General features: G+C 54.8%; 19 protein-coding genes. 7 read left to right on the top strand and 12 right to left on the bottom strand.

Features of this window, described 5'->3' with window-relative positions; all coding sequences use genetic code 11:
* Positions 1–68: 68 nt before the first annotated feature.
* The 5 genes from CLV80_RS05240 to tyrS all read right to left on the bottom strand — a co-directional run bounded on the left by CLV80_RS05240 (position 69) and on the right by tyrS (position 5,430).
* Complete coding sequence (locus tag CLV80_RS05240) at positions 69–1,037, bottom strand: CorA family divalent cation transporter (protein ID WP_165793329.1); 969 nt, start codon at positions 1,035–1,037, stop codon at positions 69–71.
* On the bottom strand, positions 1,027–1,878 hold the full coding sequence (locus CLV80_RS05235; RefSeq protein WP_106355600.1) for a PhzF family protein: 852 nt from the start codon (positions 1,876–1,878) through the stop codon (positions 1,027–1,029). Before CLV80_RS05235 ends, CLV80_RS05240 begins: the two co-directional genes overlap by 11 nt.
* Entirely contained in the window at positions 1,875–3,125 is a 1,251-nt protein-coding gene (locus CLV80_RS05230) for a cation:proton antiporter (RefSeq protein ID WP_106355597.1), read from the bottom strand. Before CLV80_RS05230 ends, CLV80_RS05235 begins: the two co-directional genes overlap by 4 nt.
* 58 nt (positions 3,126–3,183) lie before the next feature.
* A complete protein-coding gene (locus CLV80_RS05225; RefSeq protein WP_106355595.1) occupies positions 3,184–3,987 on the bottom strand; it encodes a GNAT family N-acetyltransferase in 804 nt (267 codons plus the stop codon).
* A gap of 189 nt (positions 3,988–4,176) precedes the next feature.
* The gene (gene tyrS, locus CLV80_RS05220; protein WP_106355593.1) at positions 4,177–5,430 is read right to left on the bottom strand and encodes a tyrosine--tRNA ligase; all 1,254 of its coding nucleotides are present in this window, start codon (positions 5,428–5,430) and stop codon (positions 4,177–4,179) included.
* A 63-nt stretch (positions 5,431–5,493) separates the two neighbouring features.
* Between tyrS and CLV80_RS05215 the strand changes: the two genes are divergently transcribed.
* Complete coding sequence (locus tag CLV80_RS05215) at positions 5,494–6,630, top strand: anhydro-N-acetylmuramic acid kinase (protein WP_106355591.1); 1,137 nt, start codon at positions 5,494–5,496, stop codon at positions 6,628–6,630.
* A 185-nt stretch (positions 6,631–6,815) separates the two neighbouring features.
* Entirely contained in the window at positions 6,816–7,433 is a 618-nt protein-coding gene (locus CLV80_RS05210; RefSeq protein WP_106355589.1) for an outer membrane protein, read from the top strand.
* A gap of 101 nt (positions 7,434–7,534) precedes the next feature.
* Here CLV80_RS05210 and CLV80_RS05205 read toward each other — a convergent pair whose 3' ends face one another.
* Genes CLV80_RS05205 through soxR form a run of 4 tightly spaced genes read right to left on the bottom strand, consistent with a single transcriptional unit; the run spans position 7,535 to position 11,100 of the window.
* The gene (locus tag CLV80_RS05205; protein ID WP_106355587.1) at positions 7,535–8,341 is read right to left on the bottom strand and encodes an isocitrate lyase/PEP mutase family protein; all 807 of its coding nucleotides are present in this window, start codon (positions 8,339–8,341) and stop codon (positions 7,535–7,537) included.
* Positions 8,338–9,399, bottom strand: coding sequence for a bifunctional transcriptional activator/DNA repair enzyme AdaA (locus CLV80_RS05200; RefSeq protein WP_106355585.1), 1,062 nt, complete (start codon positions 9,397–9,399; stop codon positions 8,338–8,340). Before CLV80_RS05200 ends, CLV80_RS05205 begins: the two co-directional genes overlap by 4 nt.
* A 50-nt stretch (positions 9,400–9,449) precedes the next feature.
* Positions 9,450–10,625 (bottom strand): pyridoxal phosphate-dependent aminotransferase, encoded by a 1,176-nt coding sequence (locus tag CLV80_RS05195; RefSeq protein ID WP_106355583.1) that lies wholly within the window; start codon positions 10,623–10,625, stop codon positions 9,450–9,452.
* Between the two features lie 31 nt (positions 10,626–10,656).
* Positions 10,657–11,100, bottom strand: a complete 444-nt coding sequence (gene soxR, locus CLV80_RS05190; protein WP_106355581.1) for a redox-sensitive transcriptional activator SoxR — start codon at positions 11,098–11,100, stop codon at positions 10,657–10,659.
* Positions 11,101–11,344: 244 nt separating this feature from the next.
* Between soxR and CLV80_RS05185 the strand changes: the two genes are divergently transcribed.
* The 5 genes from CLV80_RS05185 (at position 11,345) to CLV80_RS05165 (ending at position 16,327) form a co-directional block, all read left to right on the top strand.
* Positions 11,345–11,734: a VOC family protein gene (locus CLV80_RS05185; protein ID WP_106356138.1), complete on the top strand. Its 390-nt coding sequence runs from the start codon at positions 11,345–11,347 to the stop codon at positions 11,732–11,734.
* A gap of 62 nt (positions 11,735–11,796) precedes the next feature.
* A complete protein-coding gene (locus CLV80_RS05180) occupies positions 11,797–12,321 on the top strand; it encodes a DUF1697 domain-containing protein (RefSeq protein ID WP_165793328.1) in 525 nt (174 codons plus the stop codon).
* A gap of 153 nt (positions 12,322–12,474) precedes the next feature.
* Positions 12,475–13,908: a cysteine--tRNA ligase gene (cysS, locus tag CLV80_RS05175; protein WP_106355576.1), complete on the top strand. Its 1,434-nt coding sequence runs from the start codon at positions 12,475–12,477 to the stop codon at positions 13,906–13,908.
* A complete protein-coding gene (cimA, locus tag CLV80_RS05170) occupies positions 13,908–15,527 on the top strand; it encodes a citramalate synthase (protein ID WP_106355574.1) in 1,620 nt (539 codons plus the stop codon). Before cysS ends, cimA begins: the two co-directional genes overlap by 1 nt.
* Positions 15,528–15,559: 32 nt before the next feature.
* Complete coding sequence (locus CLV80_RS05165) at positions 15,560–16,327, top strand: squalene/phytoene synthase family protein (RefSeq protein ID WP_106355572.1); 768 nt, start codon at positions 15,560–15,562, stop codon at positions 16,325–16,327.
* On the opposite strand, the gene CLV80_RS05160 is transcribed toward CLV80_RS05165, so the two are convergent.
* From CLV80_RS05160 to cobA, 3 genes are read right to left on the bottom strand one after another with little or no spacing between them, the layout of a single operon-like run.
* Positions 16,324–17,541 carry an MFS transporter gene (locus CLV80_RS05160; protein WP_106355570.1) on the bottom strand — a complete coding sequence of 406 codons (1,218 nt, stop codon included), beginning with the start codon at positions 17,539–17,541 and terminating at the stop codon, positions 16,324–16,326. The genes CLV80_RS05165 and CLV80_RS05160 overlap by 4 nt on opposite strands.
* 42 nt (positions 17,542–17,583) lie before the next feature.
* The gene (locus CLV80_RS05155) at positions 17,584–18,831 is read right to left on the bottom strand and encodes a cobyrinic acid a,c-diamide synthase CobB (RefSeq protein WP_106355568.1); all 1,248 of its coding nucleotides are present in this window, start codon (positions 18,829–18,831) and stop codon (positions 17,584–17,586) included.
* Between the two features lie 59 nt (positions 18,832–18,890).
* Positions 18,891–19,742 carry a uroporphyrinogen-III C-methyltransferase gene (cobA, locus tag CLV80_RS05150; RefSeq protein WP_106355565.1) on the bottom strand — a complete coding sequence of 284 codons (852 nt, stop codon included), beginning with the start codon at positions 19,740–19,742 and terminating at the stop codon, positions 18,891–18,893.
* Between the last annotated feature and the right edge of the window lie 61 nt (positions 19,743–19,803).

The raw sequence follows: 19,803 nt of genomic DNA, 5'->3' as shown, positions 1-19,803 counted from the left end.
CGTCTCGGCTTTTTGGGTTTGTCCTAGTTAGCGTCAGTGACGCGCAGTTTCCAGATGCGATGGTCCGATTAGAACCATTTGATCCATCTTAAAATGGCATAAGTTCCGATCCCTAATGCAACCATGATCAGGCACAAAATCGCAAACGCATGAGGGTGATCCGTTCCTGGCACACCGCCTACGTTCACACCAAGAAGGCCGGTGATAAAACCGAGCGGTAGAAAAATCGCTGCAACAACCGATAGAGTATATCCGTTCCGCGCAACCCGTGCCTCGTGGGTCATATCGATATGAGCAGATAGCGCACGCAACCGGTCGCGCACTTCTTCGACCTCTTCCACGGATCGCATCGCACGGTTTGCAGTATCGCGCATGCGGTTACGTAGATTGTCGGGCATAAGGCCGCTGTGATTTTCAGCTAGTGCTGACAACGTATCCTTCATCGGGCCAATATGGCGGCGCAGCCGGATCGCTGTGCGTTGAATGTCAAACAGGTCAGGTAGCTCTGTCGCGCCACCTTCATAGACGGTGTCTTCCATTGCGTCGGCTTGTTCCTCAAGCTCGACAGACACGTTTTCGATGCGGTCGATAAGGTTTTCTGTAATCCGCGAGATCATATGCGCCGAGCTGGCGGGGCAGTCGCCACTAGCAATGCTCTTGCCGAGTTCGTCCATAGCAAAGACCCTTAGACGACGTACGCTGACGACCAAATTTCCCGTCATCCAGATACGCAACGACACCATGCTGGACAGATCTTGTCCCTCGTTCATATTGATGCCGCGCAAGGTTAGCACGATGCCTTTTTCGTCATCGTCCATATGAGGGCGGGTTTTTGCGGCAAGCAATGCCCGCCCTGCGCGGGGCGGCAATGCGTCGGCGCACCACGAAGCCAGTCCCGGGTCCGACAAATCAAAGTGAAGCCAGCGATAAGCGATGTCTTCTGGTACTTGGGCTGAAATCGCGGTGGCAGGCGTCGCGCGGCCATCACGCGTGATGTCATATGCATGCAAAGCGTTGGGATTAGGGTTAGTAGACAAGCTGTCCCTCCATTGTGCGCACGGCAGAGCCGCTAATCGTCACCGGAACCGGCGTCTTTAGCAGGGTTGTAGCCGTAATGAACGAAGGTCGCCCCATATCCTCGCCTTGAGTGATAGACAACTGTTGTGGGGCTTGGGTCTGCTCGGTCAACAGAGCGGCGAGCGTTGCTGCTGCGCTACCGGTCGCCGGGTCTTCGGGGATGTCATCAAGTGGGGCGAACATACGGGAATCAATCTCATTGCCATCGCGCACATAGGCATAGATCGCGAAATCCAAACCCGCAGGGTATTTCGCTGCGCCCTTGCGTATCGCGTCAATGGACGGCGCACATGCGGCAAGGCTTTCGCGGTCTGAAAGTTCTGCGATGACAAATGTTAAACCAAGACTGCACTGAATCGGGCTATGCGTAGCAGACGTGATAGCTGTTGCGGGTAGTCCCAGCGCTGCTGCAACAAGCGCAGTTTCAGGCTCGCTTATGCGTTCAAGCGGGGCGCTAGTCGTGAAAGACGCGGTGTCCCCGTCAAAGCGACAAGGGATCGGGCCGACACCAAGCTCTAGCACCATATCGCCAGTATGACCGCGATCACGCAGGGCAATCGCGGTTCCTATGGTGGGGTGGCCAGCAAAGGCGACCTCCATCGTTGGCGTGAAAATACGGACCTTCGCAGTATGCGCAGGATCACTGGGCGGATAGACGAATGTCGTCTCCGAAAAGTTGAATTCCCGCGCTATTTTTTGCAGGTCGGTTTCAAGTATTGCTGCCGCATCGGGAATGACAGCCAATTGGTTGCCGCCGAAAGGCTGTGTGGTGAACACGTCATAGACTACATAGTGGGTCATTGGGGTAACTCTGGTTCACTGCTAACGCGTTGTGCCAGCTTTGCAATGGTTAGCCCCTGCACAATGATTGAGAAGATGACCACGACATAGGTTGCCGTCAGGATGACGGGCTTCCATTCATTATCGGGCAGGGACAGCGCAAGCGCGACCGAAATGCCGCCCTTCAGCCCGCCCCATGTCATGACCGGGATGACACCGGACGCAAAGCTGCGGAACGGTTTGAGCATCAATACAGGCACGGCCACCGCCGCCAGGCGCGCGACCAGCGCAAGGGCAATGGAGGCAAAGCCCGTGACAACAAAGCTTGCGTCGAAGGCAATAGCAAAGACCTCGACACCGATCATCAGGAACAGGACAGCGTTTAGGATCTCGTCGATCAGCTTCCAGAACGCATCAACATACTGGCGTGTTTCTTCGGACATGCCGTGTTTGGCGCCGACGTCGCCAATCAAAAGGCCCGCGCAAACGGCCATAATCGGGGCCGAGACATGTAGGTACACCGCGAGTTCATAGCCACCAAAAGCAAGGCCAAGTGTGATCAGAACCTCAAGCGAGTAATCATCAATAAGCCGCATAACGCGGAACGTTAGCCAGCCCAACACGATACCAAGAACCGCGCCGCCAAGTGCCTCTTGAATGAAAAGTTCAGCGGCTGCCGCGGCACCGCTGCCATGGCTGTCGCCGTGTGGAAACGCCAACCCAACAAGGATCAGGAAGACGACATAGGCGACACCATCATTAAACAGGCTTTCGCCCGCGATCTTTGTTTCTAGCGATTTTGGCAGGTCTGCTTCGCGTAAAACCCCCAAAACGGCGACGGGATCCGTGGGCGAAATCAATGATCCAAACACCAACGCAATTAGGATCGGCATGCCTGTTAGCCATGAAAACCCGTAGCCGACAATCGTGGTCGAAAGCGCGATCCCGATCGTCGCCATCAGTGCAACAGGCACCCATTCGCGGCGCAGGTCCGAGATTTTCACATGCAGCGCGCCAGCAAATAGCAACAGTCCCAACATACCCTCAAGCAAGGCATCCGAAAAATCGATGCTAAGGACGGTGCTACGCACAGCCGCTTCCACGCCCAAGCTAGGCACGAAAAAGTCGAGGATCATCACACCAAATGACGCCAGCAACGACACGACCAGAATACCAATCGCCGCAGGTAGCCGCAAAAACAGATAATTAATGGACCCAAAGACCCCTGCTAGCACAATAAGCAGCGACGTAATTTGAAGCAGCGTCATAGTAGTCCCCTGAATTATTTTCCAAGTCTTATCAGTTGGTGTGCGTCCGGGCTACCCGCTAGAACATTCGCAGCCAGCTCCCTCCTAAGGGGCGGATATTGGCGCCCGTTCCGATCTTAAAACGGGCCAAGCCGGGGGCGCTGTGGGTGTCGACCGTCCCTAGATCAAGTTGGACAACACCCGTGTTCGCAAAACCATCCGCTGCTGCGATCAACATTCGATGGTGCGCGGCGTGTTTGCGGCCCGCTTCGTTGGACCAAGCAAGGTGATAGGTGGCGCATTTGCCATGTCGAATGAAAAGCATTCCGGCAACAATGTTCCCTTGCGATCTAGCTGTCCAAACTGTCACATCATTCGGTGCAATCGTGGAATAGCCGTGAATGATCCCGTGGGGGAGCGCGCGAAAACGCTTTTGTTTCTGCTGGGCAAGATCAGCTTTGAGCAACCATTGATGTTTCGCACTGTCGAAAGGTTCTTTGTATATCGTCAACGGGCTATGCTGCGCACGCCGCCATATGTTTCGCCATTTTTGGGTCATGTGTCGTTCTAGGCCGCGATCTAGCGCCAGTTCGGCGACATGGGCGGGTGTCATTAGCTGCCTGAACCCTGCGGCACGTAGGGCCTTTGCATCACCACCGTTGCTGTTGACTAGGCGTAGTCTGGAGCGCTTCAGTTCACCCACGTCACGACAATTGGAATGCCAGATCGGGCCGCGTGCCGCGAAATTTAGGCCAAAGCGTAGGATTACTTGCACAGGGACTGCATCTGGCAGGTCAATAACGGCGGTCGAAACGCCGATACGGTTCAGCGCGGCGCTATATTTCGGATGTTGTTGCAGTGGAAGGCGTAGGGGCAGGGACATGCCAACCGTTAAGCCATTCGAAACCTAAGGCGTGGTTAATGCGGCCATGAGGAACAACCAAAATTCAAATATCGTCGCTGGGATCGATGCACCACCGCCCCGGTCAACAACAATAGGGGCGGCCGTAGTGGCCGCCCTGATTGCGTTTCCAATTGGGGTTGCCCTATTGGTTCTAGACTTACTGTTGCTTTAGCCCAGCTGCACAAGCGCGTGACGCTTTTTGCCCGCACTTAGCTTGATTGGGTTCGCGAGCGCCGCCGCATCGATAACCATACCTGGGTTTTCAAGCGGTTCGTCGTTCACGCGCGCGCCATTTTCCGCGATTAGGCGTTTGGCCTCTTTGCCACTGCCGGAAAGGCCAGAGCGTACAAAAAGCTGCACGATGGAAATTCCGTCACCCAGTTCATCTGCGGTCAGCGTCAGCGTGGGCAGATCATCCCCTACGCCACCCTTTTCGAAGACTTCGCGTGCGGTCGCTTCGGCAGCTTTTGCCGCTTCAGCACCGTGCAGCAGGGTAGTGACTTCATTCGCGAGAATGATCTTTGCGGCGTTGATCTCAGAGCCTTCCAGCGCGCCAAGACGGTCACATTCTTCGACCGGAAGCTCGGTGTAAAGCTTGAGGAAGCGACCGGTATCGGCATCGGTGGTGTTGCGCCAGAACTGCCAGAATTCATACGGTGACAGCATGTCAGCGTTTAGCCAAACTGCGCCAGACTGGGATTTACCCATCTTCTTACCGTCTGATGTAGTCAGCAGCGGTGAGGTCAGGCCATAGATTTCATGATCCAGCACGCGGCGGGTCAGGTCGATACCGTTAACGATATTGCCCCATTGGTCTGAACCACCCATCTGCAGCAAACAGCCATAGCGGCGGTTCAGCTCTAGGAAGTCATAGGCCTGAAGGATCATGTAGTTGAATTCTAAGAACGACAGTGACTGTTCGCGGTCCAGCCGTGACTTCACGCTTTCAAATGATAGCATCCGGTTGATCGAGAAATGCCGCCCGATATCCCGTAGGAAATCGAGGTAGTTCAATTCGTCCAGCCATTCAGCGTTGTTAAGCATGAGTGCCTGATTGGGGGCCTCTGTGTCGTAGTCGATGTAGGCCGCAAAGACCTTTTTGATGCCAGCGATGTTGGCGTCAATTTGCTCTGGCCCAAGAAGCGGGCGTTCATCTGCACGGAAGGAAGGATCGCCCACCTTTGTCGTGCCGCCACCCATCAACGTGATCGGTTTGTGGCCGGTTTTTTGCAGCCAGCGTAGCATCATGATTTGGATCAGCGAACCCACATGCAGCGAACTCGCTGTGGCATCAAAGCCGATATAAGCAGGAACAACACCTTTGCTCAGCGCTTCGTCCAGCGCCTGATAGTCTGTGCAGTCGGCCAGAAAGCCGCGCGTCATCATGACAGACATAAATTCAGATTTCGGATGGTAGGTCATTGGCTTGTTCCTGCGGTTTGCACGGTGCACTCTATAGTCAGGTCAAGGCGCAAGGGAAAGCGTATGTTGAAAACTGGATTCGTAAAGGCGCTTGGCACGATGTCAGGAACGTCACTCGATGGCGTTGATGCCGCTGTGATTGAAACCGATGGCGTGACAATCAAGGCCTTTGGCACAAGTGATTATCGCCCATATTCGGCGCCCGAACAGTTGATCTTGCGCGATCACCTAGGACGATGGCCCGAAGATGGTGTTTCGCATGCTGCAAAAGTGGTTGAGGATGCGCATATCGCAATTATGTCTAGCTTTGCAGACGTCGATGTCGCGGGTTTTCATGGTCAGACGTTAGCCCATGATCCGGGCGGGCGTGGTACGCACCAATGTGGCGACGGTCAGCGGCTTGCTGATGAATTGGGTTTTCCTGTTATTTGGGATCTACGGGCCAATGATGTGGCGCAAGGCGGACAGGGTGCGCCTTTGGCACCATTCTATCACTTTGCACTTGCGAAATGGATCGGTGCGGATACGCCCGTTGCGTTTTTAAACCTTGGTGGCGTTGGCAATATAACTTGGGTTGATCCTAAATATGATGATCCAGCGTCTGATGGCGCGTTGCTTGCCTTTGACACAGGGCCGGCAAATGCGCCTATCAATGATGCAATGCAGGAGCGTTTGGGTATAGGGTATGACACCGAAGGGCAGCTTGCTGCGCAAGGAACACCAGAACCGGATATCATTGCGGCGTTTTTGGCGAACCCGTATTTTTCGCGCCTGCCGCCTAAGTCTCTTGACCGGGACGAATTCGTAGGATTGTCGGCTGCGGTGACTGGTCTTTCAAATGCCGACGCAATTGCGACGCTGACCAAAGCTGTGACCGAAAGTGTCGCACATGCGATCACCCAATGCCCGAAAATCCCCGCCCGGTTACTGCTCTGCGGAGGGGGGCGAAAAAACGTAACTGTTATGAATGAGCTTAAGGCTGCGACGGGCTGTGACGTGATCGCGGTTGAGGATGTCGGTCTTGATGGTGACATGCTCGAGGCGCAGGCGTTTGCATTTCTTGCGGTACGTGCGGCGCGTGGATTACCGATTTCCGCGCCAAAAACGACCGGAGTGAATCGGCCAACCACCGGCGGCCGAGCCGCGATGCCCGGAGACTCAGTTGAAATGGCTCCTTCACGGAACCTGCACCCAAAGTAAAATGCCTTTGGTTCACGGTGACGTGAACGCAAGTGATTGAAAGTACGCGGTGTTTTGCCAGAATTTACACGTTCTGTGCTCATTGCTGCCGACTTTCTTCACACAGCTGTGAGGCACTATTGAACCTTTTCCATTCGTGGGCAGTTGTATGCACAGACGACAACAAGACGAACGGAGAAAACAAAATGACTACGACTTATAAAATGGTTCGCACGAGCATCCTTGCTGCACCTTTGGCGTTGGCCGCTGGTATGGCTTCTGCAGGCGGGCTTTCTGAGCCAGTGGAAACTGTTGCACCAACCCCAGTGCCAGTAGCGGCACCTGTTATGACAGGTTCTGACTGGACAGGTTTCTACGCTGGTGGCCAACTTGGTTACGGTCAGTTGGATTCAGATGATCTGACCGAAGACCCAGATGGTCTGACCTACGGTGCGCACGCTGGTTACCTATACGACATGGGTAGCTGGGTTCTGGGTGCTGAACTTGATATCGACGGTACAGAAATCGAAGATGAAACAGCAGATGTTGCTGTTGACGCAATCACACGTGCAAAACTGCGCGTAGGTTACGATGCAGGTAACTGGCTGCCATACGTCACCGCAGGTGTGGCGCAAGCACGCGTTTCTGGTTCGCTTGACGCTGACGATACAGGCGGCTTTGCCGGTCTGGGTGCTGAATACCGCGTAAGCGACAGCATTCGTGTTGGTGCAGAAGTTCTGCAGCACCAGTTCGAAGATTTCGATGGTTCTGGCGTAGACATCGATGCGACAACTGCTGCAGCACGCGTATCCTTCCAGTTCTAATCACTGATTAGACGGTATTTGTTCGGGCAGGTGTCCTTCGTCCCTGAGGCCTTTTCCGGACAAACCATAAGGCCCACAGTGCAAGCTGTGGGCCTTTGCTGTTAGGTCAGCATTTTATCGATCGTGTCGCCGCTGATCCCATTTTGTAACGCGCTAAAATCACCGGTAAACATTTGCTGAGTTGCATCAAAAATAGCCCGGTGGGTCACCCGAGCGAGCGCTGAGCCCAGCGATATGCGGACCACGCCAATTGCGGCAAATTTCGCGTGACCATGCCCAGCAAAATCACCTGCAATCAACGCATTAACCGGCTTGTCCACGCTTTTGCATATGCGGGCCAAATCGGCCATGTTAGGCGGCATCGGCGCATAGAGACAATCAGCCCCTGCATCAGAAAATGCCTGTAGCCGTTTGATTGCCTCATCTGTGTCATAGACACCAAGCATGACACCATCAGCCCGTGCCGTCAGAACGAAATCATGGCTAAGGGCGCGCGCAGCACTGGTAGCTGCCCGAATGCGTTCCACTGCAAGGTCGAACACATAGGGGGCATCACCGGGAAGAATGATGTCTTCGATGCATATCCCCGCAAGTCCAATTTCGGCAGCCATGCGTACGGTTTCGGCGCAGTCATCTGGACTATCGCCAAATCCGTTTTCGAAATCACCCTGCACAGGCACCGTCGCGACCGAGAGGATCTCGCTCGCGTGGGCAAGCGCCTCATCTCGGGTAAGGGTGCCGCCGTCTGGCCGCCCCATCGTGAATGCATGTGCGGCGGATGAGGTGGCAAGTGCCTTGGCACCCATCACCTGCATCATCTTTGCGCTGCCACGGTCCCAGACGTTAGCCATTATAAATGGGTCGCCCGCGATGTGGAGGGCGCGGAATATTTCTCCGGGGTGGGTCATTTCAAATTCCTTTGTGCATATGTCTTTTCTAGATCAATCAAACGCTGTTTGCGCCACAGGCCGCCACCGTATCCAGTCAACGATCCGTCCGCGCCGATCACACGGTGGCAGGGGATGATCAGTGCGATCTGGTTCGCACCATTGGCGCGGGCAACGGCCCGGCTGGCAGTCGGTGCGTGGATCTTTTGCGCGAGCGCACCATAACTTCGGGTTTCTCCAGCGGGGATTTGCCGCAAAGCGTTCCAGACTTGGCGCGTGAATGGCGTGCCGTGTAGAACCAAAGGGACCGCAAAAGTGGCACTTTCACCAGCAAAGAATGCAGCCAATTCGGTTTCAACCTGATCTGTTGTGTCAAAGCGACCAAGGCCGATATCACCTTTAGTCAGTTTACGAAGACGCGCTAATTCGGTTGGCAGGGCTTTGCGGTCTGCAAACTCTAAAAGATGCAGCGCACGTTTGTCGCATACTGCGATCATATCACCCAGCGGTGTCGGGATATGTGCGGCACGTAACATGGCGTCAGTTTTGAAGCTGTTAGGCGGGGTTCCCAGCAGTTTAGCGAATGCAGTACGAAACGCAGCGGGGCTGTCAAAACCGGCCTCTAGTTGCGCGTCGATGACCTTGCCGGTTTCTAGCGCAGTAAATCCGTTGGCCAGCCGCCTTTGGCGCGCCATGTCCAGAAACGTCATGCCAAAGTGACGCTTAAAACTGCGCCGGATCGTCGAAGGATCGTATCCCATCCTGATAATATCAGCTTCAAACCAGCGCCGCGCCGGATCACTGTCCAATGCCGCAAGCAAAGCGGTAATCGCGGGGTCGTTCTGTGCTGCGGGGGCGACCGGATGGCATCGCTTGCAGGGCCGGAAACCCGCATGAATGCAATCTGATACGTTGCTGTAAAAGTTGCAGTTTTCGCGTTTTGGTTTGCGTGCTGGGCAAGTCAGTCGGCAGAATATTCCGGTTGATGAAACCCCTACAAAAGCGGTTCCATCATAAGCCGCATCGCGGGCAAGCAGCGCCTCATAAAGCGTGTCGTCATCTGGCAAGGTCATAAGCATGAAAACAGCTTATGCGATTCTGGACTGTCGTGCCGCCTGAAATCGGGCGTCTATTGTTCGACCATTTCAGAGGCAAAGGCGACCAGCCGTTTTAAGGCGGCGACATAGCGATCATCGTCAATTGTCATGGCAACCCGAATGTGACCTGCGGCTGCCGCACCAAAGCTTTCGCCGGGCATGACCGCGATCTGTTCGGCGTCCAGCAGCGCATTGGCGAAGCCTTCGCCAGATAGTCCGGTCGCGCGGATATCAAGCATCAGGTACATGGCTCCTTGCGCAGGTACAGCGCGAACTGCGTTCTGACCTGCCAGAACACTTAGTGACAGCTCGCGCCGCCGCCGAAACGGCGCGGCAACGGTTTCTTCGACCGATACGCCTTGGCCAAGCGCAAACTCGGCCGCATCCTGAACAAACCCAGCAACGCCGTAGGTCGTATGGGTGGCAAGGTTAATCAGATGGTTGATGACATGCTCTGGTGCGCAAACCCAACCAACACGGCTACCGGTCATCGCGTGGCTTTTGGACATTGAACCAACGACCAAAGTGCGTTCCGCCATGCCGGGTAGGGCGCGGGGGCTGATGTGATCGCCGTCCCAGACTTGGGTGTCGTACACCTCGTCTGAGATCAGCCAAAGATCGTGTTGCTGGCAGGTGGCGGCGATGCTTTCCATCGTAGCGCGCGAATAGACAGCACCCGTTGGGTTGTTAGGGCTATTGATCAACAGAGATTTCGCACCCGGCGCTGCCGAATCTAACGCGGCACGGGTCGGCTGAAACGCTGTGTCTGGTGTGGTGATAATCGCCTTTGGTACAGCACCGACGCTGCGGATCGTACCGGGATACGTTACATAGTAGGGATCAATGTAAAGCGCGGTGTCGCCTTGGTTACATACAGCGTTATGCGCGGCGAACAGTCCGGCCTGACCGCCAGGTGTCACTAGAATATTGGCGGCGGTGGTTGGCACGCCTGTTCGCGCTTGGATCCGCCCTGCAATTGCACTGCGCAAGCTGTCAGTCCCGGGAACAACAGCGTAGCCCGTATGCCCGCCGAGTGCCGCGCTATGCATGGCGTTCAGGATATCGGGGTGGGTGCGAATGTCATGTTCACCAATGTTGAGCTCGGTCACGGGGATGCCATCCGCGATCATGCGCCTTGCGCGATAAAATGTGTCCCAGCCGTCAGAGCCGCCAGCGGTGATATTCGTAATACGTTCAGAGAGTTCCATTCCGCATGGGAATGACACACGCCGACCAAAGTCAAGTCGGTAGCTTGGTCAAATTTCGCGGGCCGGGACCTTCGCGTGATTTGATGTCAGCCGGGTTATATAACGCGCAGCTTTTCAGGCTTAGACATCCGCATCCGATGCAGCCGTCTAATTTGTCGCGCAATTCCTCCATTGCGGCGATTCGAGCATCTATTTTTGCGCGAAAGGTTTTGCTGATCCGGGTCCAATCTGCCTTGTTGGGTGCTTTGTGATCGGGCAGGGCGCGTAGGTGTTCTGCGATTTCGGCGAGTGGAAAGCCGAGCGTTTGCGCCGCCATCACGAAAGATAAACGTCTGATATCCGCACGCCCATAGCGGCGATGCCCACCGCTGTTTCTAAGGGGTTTGACGATGTCATGCGTTTCATAGAACCGGATCGCAGAGACGGCTAACCCTGTGCGTTCAGCCAAGTCCCCGATGGATAAACCTTCAGCCATAAAAATAATCCTTGATCTCAAGTTAACTTGAGAAATTACAACCTGAATCACTGAAGAAATCTAGTGAGAAACGCCAATGTATAGCTCTAGCCAACGATTTTATCTTTCAGATAGCCGTGCTGCTGCGGCCCTTCGTCATGACGGGTTTGGTTGGGGGCACACAGATGACAGCGTCATACTGCCATCTGTCCGGCGGCGTGGATTGCTTGAACGTATGATTGGCAAACTGAAAAGGAACCTAAAAATGAGCCGTCTTGAACACATCAATATCACCGTCTCTAACCCCAAAAGCACCGCGCGTATGTTGGAGCAACTATTTGGCTGGCGTATCCGCTGGGAAGGCGAGGGCATGGCTGGCGCGGGCTATACGGTGCACGTCGGTGGGGATGACAGCTATGTCGCTGTTTATTCCGGCAAAGACCCAAAGCAAACAGTGCCCAAATCTGACGCTAGTTATGCCACCCGCGGTGCGATGAACCACATTGGCGTTGTCGTCGATAACCTTGATACGATTGAAGAAAAAGTCCGTGCGATGGGTTATGAAGCGCATAGCCATGCGGACTACGAACCCGGCCGCCGGTTCTATTTTCATGACGATGACGGCGTCGAATTCGAAGTTGTCAGCTACAGTTAAACCGCCCGAGGCTTGACCCGAGATGTCGCCGTGCCATTGTGATGGTGACAAAAGGAAAAAGCATGGCAAAGTTCGTCGCATTCTTACGCGGGATCAATGTTGGCGGGAACTGTAAGATTCCGATGGCTGATCTACGTGAGCTATGCGCCGAGGTGACCAATGATCCGGACGTCCGCAGCTACATCGCATCGGGAAATCTTGTGTTTGAAACTGATCGCGTTGCGGCTGATGTCGCAGCGCAGATCAGCGGGGCCATCAAACAAAAGTTTGGCTTTGAAGTGCCTGTTTTGGTTCTCTCAGAAATGAATATGCGTGCGATTTCGTCGTCTTGCCCATTCCCGGATGAGGCAGGCAACAAAGTGCACGCATTCTTGTGCCTAAATGACCCCGCCGTAAATCAGGACAAAATCGACTGTCTTAAAACCCCAACCGAACAAATCGCGATTATCGACCGGACGGTTTGGTTCTTTGCGCCCGAAGGGGTGGGGCGATCCAAGTTGATGGCCAATATGGAATCCTGCATCGGCCCGGCGACGGCACGCAATCTAAATACGATTTCTAAGATGGTCGAAATGCTGGACGACTGATCGCTTTGCTGCTATTTCGATCCGCATGAAGAGCATCTGCATCATTATCTGCTGCATTATTACCTGCTGACAACTGTCGCCGGCTGCTCTTTCACGTTTCAATTGAATGCTGAACTTGGTAAGCCCGCCGGCGAAACCCGTGCGTGAGGCGTTATGACTATTATCCGGCTGCAAAACACAAAGACCCGCAAACGCGAGGAATTTGTTCCCATCGATCCAAAGAACGTACGGATGTATCTGTGCGGCCCGACGGTCTATGACCGTGCCCACCTAGGTAATTCACGTAACGTGCTGGTGTTTGACGTTCTGTTTCGCCTGCTGCGCCATGTTTATGGTGCGGATCATGTGACCTATGTGCGTAACTTCACGGACGTGGATGATAAGATCAACGCACGCGCCGCCGAAAGTGGTCGCGAGATCGGTGATATCACGGCTGAAACCATCGGTTGGTATCATGATGATATGGATGCGCTGGGTGCTATGCGTCCAACGCACGAACCTCGCGCGACAGACTACATCGCTGAAATGATCGCGATGATCGAAGACTTGATCAAAAAGGGTCACGCTTACGCTGCAGAAGGTCACGTGCTTTTTGCCGTCGAAAGCTATGACAAATACGGGGCACTTTCTGGTCGGTCGTTGGATGACATGATCGCTGGTGCGCGTGTTGAAATTGCGCCCTATAAGCGTAATCCAATGGATTTCGTGCTGTGGAAACCATCAGGTGACGGTGTGCCGGGGTGGAGCAGCCCTTGGGGTTATGGCCGTCCGGGCTGGCATATCGAATGCTCGGCTATGTCTTATGATCTGCTGGGCGAAAGCTTTGACATTCATGGCGGCGGCAATGATCTGCAATTCCCGCACCACGAGAACGAGATTGCCCAAAGCTGCTGTGCCCACCCAGAAGGTGAATTTGCACGATATTGGATCCACAACGAAATGCTTCAGGTCGAGGGCAAGAAGATGTCCAAATCTTTGGGTAATTTCTTTACCATCCGCGATCTGCTTGATCAGGGTATCCCCGGTGAAGTGATCCGCTTGGTTATGCTAGGTACGCATTACGGCAAAACCACCGATTGGACCGAGGCCCGCCGCGCAGAGGCCGACGGAACGCTGCGTAAATGGTACGGCATTTTGCAGGGGCACGGTTTTGGTCCAGATCTGATCAAGGCGTTGCGGGCTGATGGCAAATGGGAAGCCGACGCTGAATTTATCGGTGTGTTGGGCAACGATCTGAATACACCCGGTGCACTTGCACGGTTGCATGTCTTGTCTAAGGGCAAAACACCTGCGGCGCTCGCTGGTTTTGCACATGGTTTGGAAATGCTGGGGCTGGTTAATGACTGGTCCAATATCCCAATGTTCGAAGGTGGCGAGGCGGGACCTGATGTCGCACCAGCCGTTGCGGCACGTGTTGACGCGTTGCTGGCGGATCGTGCCTCCGCGCGCGCAAATAAAGACTGGGACCGTGCAGATGAGGTCCGCGATATCCTGAACGCCGCGGGCGTGCAGGTCACCGACGTGGGCGGGCAGGCGACTTGGGCACCCGGTCCAGATTTTGACGCGGCTAAGCTGGGGGATCTGTGATGACGAAAGAACGTCTTTACCTGTTCGACACGACGCTGCGCGATGGGGCGCAGACCCAAGGCGTGCAGTTTTCTGCGGATGAAAAGCGTCAGATCACAGCGGTTCTGGATAAACTGGGTATCGATTACATCGAAGGCGGTTGGCCGGGTGCGAACCCGACCGATACCGAGTTCTTTGCCGATGTGCCGGAAACGCGCGCGACGATGACAGCTTTTGGGATGACCAAACGGCTAGGTCGGTCAGCAGAAAACGACGATATTTTGGCCGGTGTAGTGAATGCTGGAACGTCTGCCGTTTGTCTGGTGGGGAAATCGCATGATTTCCATGTGACGACCGCGCTTGGCATAACACTTGAAGAAAACACTGAAAACCTGCGCGCTAGCTTTGCTTATTTGAAAGAACGTGGGCGTGAAGGGTTGTTCGATGCAGAGCATTTCTTTGATGGCTATAAATCGAACCCCGCATATGCGCTTGAGGCTATTCATGCGGCATACGACGCTGGTGCGCGCTGGATTGTCTTGTGTGATACCAACGGTGGCACACTGCCGCATGAGGTGACCGATATCGTGACGGCTGTGATCGCCAGCGGTATTCCGGGCGATCACCTTGCGATCCATACGCATAACGATACCGAAAACGCGGTTTCCAACACGTTGGCTGCTGTCATGGCGGGCTGTCGTCAGGTGCAGGGTACGCTGAATGGTCTGGGTGAGCGTTGCGGCAACGCGAACCTGACCACACTCATCCCGACGTTGTTGTTGAAAGAACCATTCGCGAGCCAGTTTGAAACGGGTGTCAGCCTTGATGCGCTGAAAGGCCTGCGCAAGGCGTCACGTATGCTGGATGATATCTTGAATCGCGTTCCTGCGAAACAGGCGGCCTATGTTGGGGCGTCCGCCTTTGCGCATAAGTCTGGTTTGCATGCCTCGGCCATTGCCAAAGACCCGTCGACCTATGAACACATCGATCCAGCAGCTGTTGGGAACAGTCGTATCGTGCCGATGTCCAACCAAGCAGGGCAGTCGAACCTAAAGGCGCGTTTGGCCGACGCAGGGATCGAGGTCGAACTGGGAAATCCGGCGCTCGCACGGATTGTTGAGCGGATCAAAGAGAAAGAAGCCCAAGGGTTTTCTTATGATACTGCGCAGGCCAGCTTTGAATTGCTTGCCCGCGAAGAACTGGGCACTTTGCCTGAATTTTTTGAAGTGAAGCGCTATCGTGTGACGATTGAGCGCCGCAAGAACAAGCGGGGCAAGATGGTATCTTTGTCAGAGGCGGTTGTTGTCACCAAGGTCAATGGCGAACGGTTCCTGAATGTATCCGAAAGCCAAGGCCCAGACGGTAGTGACCAAGGTCCAGTTAACGCGCTGTCGCGTGCATTGTCCAAAGATTTGGGCCCTTATCAGCAGTATATTGAAGATATGCAGCTGGTTGATTTTAAGGTGCGTATCACGAATGGCGGCACCGAGGCTGTGACACGGGTAATCATCGATTCAGAAGATGCTCAGGGAAGACGCTGGTCGACTGTCGGTGTCAGCGCCAACATCGTAGATGCTTCGTTTGATGCACTAGTTGATGCGATCAATTGGAAACTGATCCGTGATGGCGCAAAGGTCTGATTTTTGAGTATTTTTGGCAAGATGATAGTGCGATGAGTCTGAACGCTTGTGCCGCTTTGGTCGAGAAGGCTGACCCAGAACGTTTCCGCGCGACGATGGCGGCACCGGTTGCTGCGCGTCGTGTGTTGTTTCCACTATACGCCTTTAACGTTGAGGTCGCACGTGCGCCTTGGGTGACAGAAGAACCAATGATCGCAGAGATGCGATTGCAGTGGTGGCGTGACGCGCTTGAGGAAATTGCGGGTGATACGAAACCACGCAAGCACGAAGTTGTTGACGCCTTGGCCGAGGTTTTGGATGCCGAAGGTGCGACGTTGCTGGATGGTTTGATCGCAGCGCGTCGTTGGGATATTTATAAAGATCCATTCGAGGATACCGCGCATTTCGATAGCTATATCGATGCGACATCGGGACATTTGATGTGGACTGCTGCGCGGCTTCTGGGGCAGGGCGATGAAGCTGTTATCCGGGATTTTGCCTATGGTGTGGGGGCCGCCAATATGTTCCGTGCCATTCCTGACCTAGAAGAACGGGGGCGCAAGCCACTGCTGGATGGCTCCGAGTCGGGTGTACTTGCCCTTGCGCAAAGTGCAGAGGCGCGGCTGACAGCAGCGATCAAGAAACGTAAGACTATCGCAGTTGATGCTGCGCCAGTTTTGTACGCGGGATATCTGGCCCGCCCCGTTCTGCGGCAAATTCACAAAGAGCCGGGCAAAGTTGCACGTGGCGCACTTGGCTTGCCGCCGTTGCGCGAACACTTGCGGTTTACCAATGTCGCGCTGCGCGGATGGTGGCGTTAGGTCGCTGTCGTCGGCTGTCGCACGAGCCAGATTAGCGATCCGCCTGCAAGTACGAGGAATGGGATCATAGCGAGGTTAACTGCGGTCCAGCCCTCGACTGCGGTCCCGCCTGAACAGTTCATTAGGCCGCCGGACGCCAGCGACGCAATTGTCACCATCCCAAAGACGATCATGTCGTTCATACCTTGGACGACGCCGCGTTCTTCGGGGCGATGGGCCCCAGCGAGCATTGTCGTGGCGCCGATGAAACCAAAGTTCCAACCAAGCCCAAGTAAGATCAGGGCACCATAAAAGTTGGTGAGCGTTACGCCTGATAGCGCAACGACACCAGCGCCAGCGAGGATGATGAGACCAGTCGCGACGATCCGTTCAACCCCGAAACGCGCGATCAGATGCCCAGTAAAGAATGACGGAACAAACATTGCGAGCACATGCGCAGAAACGATATCGTTTGCATTGTTTTTGTCGAAGCCACATCCGACAACGGCCAGTGGAGTGGATGTCATCACAAGGTTCATCAAAGCGTATGACACCATACCGCATATGATCGCTACCAATACGCGTGGTTCACGCAGCAGTTCGAGCCTGCTGCGCCCTGTTGGTGCGTCGGTGGCTGTGGGGCTTTGTTTGGTTCCCTTTGGCAGGTCTAAGAAGAAAAACAGTATCATGCCGCCCAAGTTCAATCCCGCTACTGCGAGGTAAGAGCCGAGGAACGGTACTGCGTAGGCATCTTGGACGACTTTGTTTAGCTGTGGGCCAATGATTGCCGAAAGCAGTCCGCCGGCCATGACATAAGAAATAGCTTTGGGTCGAAAGGCATCGGATGCCGTATCAGTCGCTGCAAATCTGAAAAAGCCCTGTGCCGACATATAGATACCGGTCAAATATGATCCCGATAAAAGAATGGGAAAGGATGCGACATACAATCCATATGCAGAAATGAGCGCGCCGACTGCGCCGGCGAACGCGCCGATGAAAAATCCGAAGCGGCGTCCGTTTCGTTGCATCAATGGGCTAAGCCATGGTGCCGTGGTCATCGAGCCAAAGACGATAAATGAAATAGGAAGCGTTGCAAGACAGGGGTTGCTTGACAGCATACCACCGGCAAGGCCGCCGATGACAAAAATCATCGGCATTTGTGCGCCTAGTATTGCTTGGGCCATGACCAGAACAGCAACGTTCCGTTTCGCGCGGGTATCGTCTGTGTAATCCATATGCCTATCGGTAAGCACCGATTAGGGCAGTGGCAATGCCCTTTATGTCGCGTCGATCAAATGCGCGAAGGAACCTGATACATTGTCGTTAATGAGCCCCATCGGTGGAAGGTGATTGCCTTCGGCGTCTTGGGCTTGGAATAGCGGTGTACCTTGCGCGTGTAGCGTTGTTGCGTAGTGGAACTCGTGTCCGGCCCAGCTACCTTGCATTGGTCCATCAGTCGTTTGCAATTGTCGGTAGCCCAGATGCAATTTCCGTTTTGCAAAGGATGTTTCTAGTCGCAACAGTCCAGCCATTGGGTGACTGTATCCGTCAGCGTCCGTTAGGCTGTCGCCTAAGACCATGTAACCTCCGCATTCTCCGAAAATCTGTGCGCGCGTGGTTTTCAGGCTGCTAAGGAAACGGTGGTTGCCAGAGAGACGTCCTGCGTGAAGTTCAGGGTAGCCGCCAGGTAAATAGATGAAATCAGAATCTGGTGCAGGATCGTCGTTGAGCGGCGAGAAAAATGAAAGTGAAGCACCTGCGGAGTGCCAATCGTTGATCAGATGGGGGTAGCAAAAGGCAAAGGCTTCGTCTTGGGCGATTGCGATGGTTTGGGATGGTGGTTTGAGTGTCGTGGATTTGCGCGCAGGAAGCGTCGCAGAGCGAAGGCTGATTAGCGCCTTAAGATCAACTGAATTTGAAATAAGATCAGCTGCGGCATCAAGGTATGCATCAAGGTCGGGGCGTTCTTGGGCTTGGATGAGGCCAAGGTGACGAGACGGTTGTGTCAATCCTGCCGTGCGCGGGACAGCACCAAGGATAGTAATCCCCACGAGTGCGCGTCTGAGCATGGCTTCGTGTCGGGGGGAGCCGACATTATTCAATATGATGCCCGCGATGTTCAGTTTTGGGTCGTGGTTGATAAACCCTTGTGCAAGGGCCGCCACTGAACCTGCCATCCGCCCTGCGTCGATGACGAGCACGACCGGAAGATCCAGAATGCGTGCGACATCGGCTGTAGCACCTTTTCCGTCGGGTGGTGCACCGTCGAACAGACCCATCGCGCCTTCGACAATCAGTGGGGTTGTTCCTGCTGCCAGCGACCGAACGCGTGCCGACGACATCGCCCACGCGTCAAGATTTAGGCAGGGCTGGCCACATGCCGCTTCGTGAAAACGGGGGTCGATGTAATCGGGGCCGGATTTGGCGGCGCGTATGGGGGTGATACGGCTGATCGCCCGGAGTAATCCAAGCGTTATCGTTGTTTTGCCGCTTCCCGATGATGGGGCGGCAATGACAAAGCTCATGTTTGGGTGAGGCGTTGCGCTGCCTCCGGCGGGAGTATTTTGACCAAAGCGAGGCGCATTTAGGCTGTTTCTGCGGGGCGGCCGCGCCCTAACGGGTCGAGGTTGCGTGGTCGTTGCCCCAGTGCCATGCCTTGCCAGTCGAGAACTTGCCGCATGAGAACAGATTTGCCGACGCAGATGATTGCGGGCGGCTGTAGGCCAGATTTGGCAATGTCATCTACCATTGCTCCCAGTGTCGTTTCGAGTACGCGCTGATCTGATGTCGTCGCTGATGTGACGACTGCCACGGGCTCATCTGATCCGCGCCCGGCATCCAGCAGCTTGGTCGCGATTTGGGCTATATGTTTCATGCCCATATAGATCACGAGGACCTGAGAACCTTTGGAAATGCTGTCCCAATCGAGCGATCCGGGAGTGTTACCTGATTGATCATGCCCGGTCACAAACGTTACCGATTGGTTCACGTCGCGGTGGGTGACTGGGATGCCAGCGTAAGCTAACCCGCCGATACCCGCTGATATACCCGGAATGATCCGCACGGGGACGTCATGTTGGATGAGAGTTTGTGCCTCTTCTCCGCCGCGACCAAAGACAAAGGGGTCGCCCCCTTTTAGTCGCAGTACTTTTTTGCCTGCGCGTGCGAGATCAACCAGCTGTAGTGAAATATCACGTTGTTTAGCTGATGGTTTGCCCCCGCGTTTGCCGGCATAGACGTGTTCTGCCTGCGGTGCCCAATCCAAAATAGCCTCTTGGACGAGCGCATCGTAGATAACGACATCTGCTTGACGTAATGCGTTTGCGGCATGCAGTGTCAAAAGCCCCGGATCGCCGGGGCCCGCGCCACAAAGCCAGACCCAGCCGGGTTCCATTTGGGGCCATGCGAAGGCGGGGAGATCAGGTGTGTTTGTCATGCCCCCTTTATGCCGTCGAACGCAGAGCTTGGAAAGGTGCCAAACGACCAAAGATTGCGGA

This window comes from Yoonia maritima (genome assembly GCF_003003285.1).
Taxonomy (GTDB): domain Bacteria; phylum Pseudomonadota; class Alphaproteobacteria; order Rhodobacterales; family Rhodobacteraceae; genus Yoonia; species Yoonia maritima.
Note: the sequence above shows the minus strand (reverse complement) of the source record. Positions and strands in the feature narration are given on the sequence as shown.

Bases quoted from the DNA above. Each gene is read 5' to 3' on its own strand.
- CLV80_RS05235 (WP_106355600.1), bottom strand. From the start codon at position 1,878: ATGACCCACTATGTAGTCTATGACGTGTTCACCACACAGCCTTTCGGC.
- CLV80_RS05200 (WP_106355585.1), bottom strand. From the start codon at position 9,399: ATGCTTATGACCTTGCCAGATGACGACACGCTTTATGAGGCGCTGCTT.
- CLV80_RS05205 (WP_106355587.1), bottom strand. From the start codon at position 8,341: ATGACCCACCCCGGAGAAATATTCCGCGCCCTCCACATCGCGGGCGAC.
- tyrS (WP_106355593.1), bottom strand. From the start codon at position 5,430: ATGACCTACCATCCGAAATCTGAATTTATGTCTGTCATGATGACGCGC.
- cysS (WP_106355576.1), top strand. From the start codon at position 12,475: ATGACTATTATCCGGCTGCAAAACACAAAGACCCGCAAACGCGAGGAA.
- cimA (WP_106355574.1), top strand. From the start codon at position 13,908: ATGACGAAAGAACGTCTTTACCTGTTCGACACGACGCTGCGCGATGGG.
- soxR (WP_106355581.1), bottom strand. From the start codon at position 11,100: ATGGCTGAAGGTTTATCCATCGGGGACTTGGCTGAACGCACAGGGTTA.
- CLV80_RS05230 (WP_106355597.1), bottom strand. From the start codon at position 3,125: ATGACGCTGCTTCAAATTACGTCGCTGCTTATTGTGCTAGCAGGGGTC.
- CLV80_RS05165 (WP_106355572.1), top strand. From the start codon at position 15,560: ATGAGTCTGAACGCTTGTGCCGCTTTGGTCGAGAAGGCTGACCCAGAA.
- CLV80_RS05180 (WP_165793328.1), top strand. From the start codon at position 11,797: ATGGCAAAGTTCGTCGCATTCTTACGCGGGATCAATGTTGGCGGGAAC.
- CLV80_RS05215 (WP_106355591.1), top strand. From the start codon at position 5,494: ATGTTGAAAACTGGATTCGTAAAGGCGCTTGGCACGATGTCAGGAACG.
- CLV80_RS05160 (WP_106355570.1), bottom strand. From the start codon at position 17,541: ATGGATTACACAGACGATACCCGCGCGAAACGGAACGTTGCTGTTCTG.
- CLV80_RS05210 (WP_106355589.1), top strand. From the start codon at position 6,816: ATGACTACGACTTATAAAATGGTTCGCACGAGCATCCTTGCTGCACCT.
- cobA (WP_106355565.1), bottom strand. From the start codon at position 19,742: ATGACAAACACACCTGATCTCCCCGCCTTCGCATGGCCCCAAATGGAA.
- CLV80_RS05155 (WP_106355568.1), bottom strand. From the start codon at position 18,831: ATGAGCTTTGTCATTGCCGCCCCATCATCGGGAAGCGGCAAAACAACG.
- CLV80_RS05185 (WP_106356138.1), top strand. From the start codon at position 11,345: ATGAGCCGTCTTGAACACATCAATATCACCGTCTCTAACCCCAAAAGC.
- CLV80_RS05225 (WP_106355595.1), bottom strand. From the start codon at position 3,987: ATGTCCCTGCCCCTACGCCTTCCACTGCAACAACATCCGAAATATAGC.
- CLV80_RS05195 (WP_106355583.1), bottom strand. From the start codon at position 10,625: ATGGAACTCTCTGAACGTATTACGAATATCACCGCTGGCGGCTCTGAC.